General features: G+C 26.0%; 5 protein-coding genes. All 5 read right to left on the bottom strand.

Annotated features, from left to right (window positions below; translation table 11 throughout):
* Positions 1–100: 100 nt before the first annotated feature.
* The gene (locus Q0138_RS02485) at positions 101–949 is read right to left on the bottom strand and encodes an enkurin domain-containing protein (protein ID WP_297980487.1); all 849 of its coding nucleotides are present in this window, start codon (positions 947–949) and stop codon (positions 101–103) included.
* A 597-nt stretch (positions 950–1,546) separates the two neighbouring features.
* On the bottom strand, positions 1,547–1,918 hold the full coding sequence (locus Q0138_RS02490; RefSeq protein ID WP_297980489.1) for a dihydroneopterin aldolase family protein: 372 nt from the start codon (positions 1,916–1,918) through the stop codon (positions 1,547–1,549).
* Between the two features lie 207 nt (positions 1,919–2,125).
* A complete protein-coding gene (locus tag Q0138_RS02495) occupies positions 2,126–2,887 on the bottom strand; it encodes a class E sortase (RefSeq protein WP_297980492.1) in 762 nt (253 codons plus the stop codon).
* A 226-nt stretch (positions 2,888–3,113) separates the two neighbouring features.
* Positions 3,114–4,853, bottom strand: a complete 1,740-nt coding sequence (locus Q0138_RS02500; RefSeq protein WP_297980494.1) for a hypothetical protein — start codon at positions 4,851–4,853, stop codon at positions 3,114–3,116.
* Positions 4,854–5,234: 381 nt separating this feature from the next.
* Positions 5,235–6,146 carry an archaetidylserine synthase gene (locus tag Q0138_RS02505; protein ID WP_297980497.1) on the bottom strand — a complete coding sequence of 304 codons (912 nt, stop codon included), beginning with the start codon at positions 6,144–6,146 and terminating at the stop codon, positions 5,235–5,237.
* Positions 6,147–6,374 lie beyond the last annotated feature (228 nt).

The following is a 6,374-nucleotide window of genomic DNA, read 5'->3' on the forward strand; positions in this document are numbered from 1 at the left end:
TTTCCCTACACGACGCTCTTCCGATCTCAAATATATAAATTCCATATATCAAGATAAAATATAATATAATTTGGATTTATACTTTTATAATTTTCTATTATTATGAATCAACTTTAACAAATACTTTTTTCCTGGAAAAAGTTGCAATAGCATTATCAATTTCATCTAATTTTTTATATAATTCTTCCTGTTTATTTTTCATGGCCAGTGAACTCATAGAAATTGGTAATTTCGCTACTAAATTTTCTATTTCTTTTTTACTCTCTAATAATTTATTAAGCGTAAAAATTCTTTCTTCTTCAGTTAACAGTCTTGTTCCTTTAGGATATTTTTCCTGCTCTTTTTTTAGTTTATCAATTTCTTTCTTCCTTTCGGCTTCTATTTTCATATTTTTTAAATACTGAGGAGTTTTGCCATATTCTTTATGGTAAGGATTATCATTTAAATTAATATTATTCTTTTTATTTACTTGAGGTTTAACAACTTTTTGTTTATTTTCTTCGATGAAATTTTTGTTATTATTTTTTTGAAGGATTAAACCCTTATCATTAATTGAAGGAGTATTTGCTTTTAATTGAGCCTTTTTAATACTCTCATATTGCTCATTTATTTGACTTTCGATGTTATTAATAGCTTTGAGACCTCTTAAATGGGACTCAAATTGGTAATCTAAGTCTAATTTTTTTTGTAAAGCTTTTTCCTCTTCTAATGATGGTATTAAGTTTTTTTCGACCATTTTATCGTGGTAATAATTATCAAACATTGATGAAATTACTTTATTGTTGTTATTATTATATATTCTTCTATTATGCGAGGCTGACATTATTCTTCTTGGTTTTGGTTTTGTTTCTGGATATGTATATTTTGTTTTCGTTAAATTTTTTTCTTTGTTTATCCAATCATTTGTTTTTTCGTATAATTTAGAAGGAATATTTTTAAATTCTTTCATTTTATAAGGAACCGCTATATTTATTGAAAATAATTTGTTAAAATATTATTTACGTTCGACATATGATTCTTGTTTTTGTTTTTTTAATAGATTTTGTTCTTGGATTAATTTAATTTGACGATAATTACTAGATAAAAAATTTTTGGATGGTTTATTATTAGTATGAGGATATAATATTTCTTTTATTTGACAATCATGTTTTGTTTGTCTCATTTTTCTAATTAAAATTAATTTAAAATATTATTCCATTAAAATTATAACTAATTATTAAATTTACCTTAAAATTAATTACCTTAAAAAATAAGATAAAGAACATATAAATTATAATGTTTTTATATATGATTTTATTTATTTAAATAATTTGTTAATGTAGGTAAAAATCCAAGAATTTTATTACTTTTAAAGTATGAGAAAATGAAAAAAACAAGTGCAATAAATAAGATTAAATAAATAAAAATGAAAATAAAGTAAGAAAATAATAATTTAAGTAAAAATAGGATAAATTAGCAAAAATAAGAAAAAATAAGAAAAAATAAGAAAAAATAAGAAATAAAAATAAAAAATAAGAAATAAAAATAAGAAAGAATAATAAAATAATTATTCAATTATATCTTCTACATACATTAATGGATAATTAAGTTCATCAATGAAATTTATACGAATAATAGCTACAATATCATCTACCTTTGAATAGATTTTAACATCCAACATGTCACCATTTAATGAAGTATAATCAAATTTAGTCATTGCATCATCTAATTTATCCAAATCAATGGAAACTTCAACCTTATCAATACAAGGCTGTAATGAAAAGGATTCCTCCATAGCCTTTTCCAGGGAAGCAACTGTATCCCTATTGAATGGAGTCCCTACAAACTGATGGAATAAAGCCCCCATACTAATTGCACCTTCGAAAATAGCCCTTTCCCTTTTAGATATATTGGAAAAATATTTTTCTTTATCATCCATAATAATACCTCAAAATTAAAAATGAAAATAAATTAAACAAAATTACAAAATGAAAATTTAATTAAAATTAATAATTTATAAAAAATAAAATAAATTAAATTAATAATATTAAAATTAAAAATTTAATTAATTAAATTAAAAATTGAATTAAATTAAATTAAAAATTGAATTAAATTAAAATAAAAAAATTAAATAAAACAAATTATTCTAATTAACCCCCATTAAACTATTCAACCATCCCAATTGATCTGCCCAAATTTGAGATGAAACTGGGAAAAGGGAAAAGTAAATCAAAATAATTGTAATTATTAAAACAACAGCCAAAATAATCTTCCTTTCAATTCCTGATGAGAAATAAGTTACAATCAAACCTAAGGCTAAAAATCCTATAACAAAAAACCAAGCCCAATGAGCTTGAGGATTTTCACTTAAAGCAGTTTCATTTATTAAACTTGTAGAATTTAAATCTGCAGAAACAATTAATCTTTGAGAAGATGAACCTATCGGATGGCAAGTAATCAAATATAAATCCTGATTCTTTAGTTTTCCGCCCGTATGACTTTCATTTATGTCAAACTCAGCATTTGCATCAACTATTTCAGTTGAATTTACAGTATAATTCACTTCACCAACATCTGGCCATTCCAAAGTAATCACATCTCCCTTTTCAAGAGAATCCAATCTAAAAAATGGAGAGCCCTGCAAAGTTCTATGTCCAAACAATACAACATCCCCTTTAGTTGGAATATAGGCACTTTCCTCAATATACACCCCTTGGGAGATTGAAACGTTATTTATTTTCTCAAAAACATTAATGGAAGGAATAATAACAACGGATGCATTAATATCATCAGCTTCTGCAATATTTTTATATGAGAAGTAATTTACCTCAGTCAATGCATATAAGCCAAGGATTATCAAGGCAATGATAATGATTACAGTTGTAATTCTAAAATTTTTCAAATCCATAATATCCTCAAAAAATTAAATTTAATTTATTACAATTAAAAATCTATTCTTTATGATTTATAAATTTTTTATAAAATCCACTTGGATTTAAAAATAAAAAATTATTAAAAATAAGAAAAAATAAGAATTAAAAATAAAGATAAAAAATAAACAGGAAAATTAAAGAAAAATTAAAGAATTAAATACTTTAAACAATGAAATTAAACTAAAAAGTGAATTTAAGACTTTAATCAATGATTAAAGACTCATTGCTATAAATATTCTCATAATACGTAGCATTTAATTCACTTACAACCCAAGTAGGAGCATGTTGAGTTGGAATAGTTAAAATCAAATTGTCCATATTGTTTATTACAAAATTAACATCTTCTCTTGGAACCTCTAAAAGAACCAGATATTCAGAATCCAAATCTCCTAAATTAGACATTCTTTCATAATTAGACAATTTAACTCCATAATCATCCAAATAGGATTCCAATACATTACTGTTATCATAGGATTTAAATACTGAAGCCTTTAAAAGCTCTTCAACATCATTAGAATATGAACTTGTATTTTCATATGGAATTGTAGTGTTTCCATCAATAAGAGTGTTTGATTTACTGATGCTGCTGTCAATAACCCCACTATCCTTGGACCTTAAGATAGCAAGAACTGTAGCACCGCTAACATCAGGCTCACCATTAACATCCAATTCATCCTGATTTTCCTCATCTATAGAAATCTGATTGTAGTCAGATTCATCTTCACTTCCATCATCTGTCCCCCCATCATCCAAAGACACATCAGTTTCTGAAGAATTTTCTGAACTGACAGAATAGGACTCCTCATCATCATAATCATTTGAATAGCTGTCATTCAATGAATAAATATCCACTACAGAACCAACTGAAATCAAACCTGCTGTTGCCTGCAGCCTTGAAATTGAAACTGGAACAATAGTGGTGTCCACTTCCTTAAACTGAACATTGGACAGAATCTTTGCATCATTATCCTTTACAAATTGATTTGCATCCTGTACAGACAATATTATATCCTTATCCTCTTCACCATAGGAAAGCATAACACGACCAAATTCATCTTTGCAAGATACTATTTTCGATTTATGATAAGTCTGCCAATCCTTTGTAGCAAAGCGCAGAATATCAATTGACTTGATTTCATTTATATCGTATTCATTTTCAATTTCATTTTTTAAGTAAAATGCATTGTCATTTGCTTCCAATGGACCTTTATATAAAGTATTTAATTCATTTAATTTTGCATTTTTCTCTAAATTCAATTCATCCTGGAAAGGTTGATAAATAAAAAAATAAACTGCAGAAATGACAAGAACCAGACAGATTAAAGTAAAGACAATTTTTCCAAACTTAGATTTTGAAGCATCATTTTTATTTGAAATATTTTTCTTAAAATCCTTTAATTTAAGTTTTAAATCCTTTAGAGAACCTGATTTTTTAGAATTTGATTCAGAATAAAAATCATCAGGAACGGAATTCAATTGGCCATCAAGATCTTCATAATATCCGTAATTTGATTCTTTTTTAGTTTTAGATTTATCTTCCTTAAATGAATTCAAATAGTTATATTCATTCCCATTTATTTCATCAAAATCATCTTCCTTAAGATATTTAGCATATTTAGAATCCAGATCATTCAAATCAAGATTTGAATTAAAATCATTTTTATCAAGAGAATTGCCACTTTTAAAATTATCTTCCTTAGACGAATTGTTTTTTAATTCATCTGAATAATTGTAAAAATTATCGTCTTTAAAATAAGTTCCCTCTTCCAAATCATTAAATTTAGACCTAGAATCCTCATAACCAAAATCTTCCAAATCATTAAATTTAGACTTAGTGTCAAGATATCTGGAATCTTCTAAATCAGAATTATAAAAACCGGAATCTAAATTTTCAGATGAATTTTTTATAAGCGGAGAATTTTCAGGAACAATATATTCCAAACTGCTCGGCTTATTTTTAACATCATTAGAATTAGTTTTATTAGACGATGAATTTTTAAATTTTGAAGATAAATTTTTTACTTTAAAAATACCTTTTTTAAAGGAATTAAATTTATCTTTTGGATTACTCATACCTACCAAACCCAATAGAATGAGATAAATAAAAAAAGTAGATGTAGGTTTGTTTAAGGATAAAGAAATTAATAAATTAAAAGCAACCTCTAAAAAATTAAAGAAATCAATAAATTAAAAATAATTTCTAAAAAATTATAGAAATTAATAAATTAACAGAAAATAATTCTATGAATTAAGAATTAATAATTATGAAGTCTAAAAAAAGAAATTAGAAATTAAAAAATGATAAAAAAGAACATTATTCTTTTAAATCTCTTCTTCTACTTCAACTTCCTCTTTTTCACTTTCTTCTTCGGTTTTACTAAAATCTTCAGAAGCAACTTGGTTTATGGTGTCTTTCATATTGTTAAAAGCATCATGTGCGGCATTAAGGGAAAGACTGAATCTATTTCCAGTTACTTCACGAACATTATGAACTCTTTTATTTGCTCTTCCTCTGTCAAAAATGTCTTCATCGCCTATAAAGAATTCTAAAAAAGTCATAAACATATAGACTAAGGATAAAACAAACAATACTAAAGCAGGAAGGTTAACCCCTCCAATTGCAATATCAATTGGCAAGATTGTCAATACAATCATTAAGGCTCCAAGACCAACCACATAATAATTATCAACTTTCGGATATCTGATTGTACTGATCATCAAATAAGAAGCCAAAAGCAATAATATGGCTGCAACTACAATATTGAATAAACCGGACAAATAATAGCTGGCCAATAATAAAGCCGTTCCAGGTATTGGAAAACCGATGAAACCTTGATAGTTAATCCTATTGGAGATTACATTATATCTTGCAAGTCTTAAAAGACCTGAAATAAATGCAATTATTCCAACAATAGCAATTAAATATCCTGCCCAACTGGATATGCCTGAACCGATTGAATATAAAATAACGGCCGGAGCAAGACCAAATGATACCATATCAGCTAAAGAGTCAATATTCATTCCAAAATTAAAAGGATCTACACGATTAAGTTTCCTAGAAACCCATCCATCTACAGAGTCAAAAACAATTGCAACAAGTATACATATTGATGCATATGTTAAATGATTATCGATAACCATCAAAATAGCTAAAAATCCAAATATCATATTCAGAACTGAAATAATATCTGGAACTGCTAAAAAATATCCCATTCCAACACTTTTTAATCTCATAATTTGACTCCATTAATAGTTTAAATATACTCCTTTATTAATTTTTCCTAAAAAACAATTAAAATTTTATTATTTTAAATAAAAATAACAAAATAAAAGCAATATTACAATTAAATGAAAATTTACATTTTAATTAAATTTTTAACATTATTTTCAGTTCATTGAAAATATGATATGATGGTTTCCGCCGCCCTGTCGGATGCAGATCGGAAGAGCACACGTCTGAAC

Origin of the sequence: uncultured Methanobrevibacter sp. (genome assembly GCF_937906425.1) — an archaeon.
Taxonomy (GTDB): Archaea; Methanobacteriota; Methanobacteria; order Methanobacteriales; family Methanobacteriaceae; genus Methanobrevibacter.

Coding starts and splice junctions, on each gene's coding strand:
- Q0138_RS02485 (WP_297980487.1), bottom strand. CDS start 949: ATGAAAGAATTTAAAAATATTCCTTCTAAATTATACGAAAAAACAAAT.
- Q0138_RS02490 (WP_297980489.1), bottom strand. CDS start 1,918: ATGGATGATAAAGAAAAATATTTTTCCAATATATCTAAAAGGGAAAGG.
- Q0138_RS02495 (WP_297980492.1), bottom strand. CDS start 2,887: ATGGATTTGAAAAATTTTAGAATTACAACTGTAATCATTATCATTGCC.
- Q0138_RS02505 (WP_297980497.1), bottom strand. CDS start 6,146: ATGAGATTAAAAAGTGTTGGAATGGGATATTTTTTAGCAGTTCCAGAT.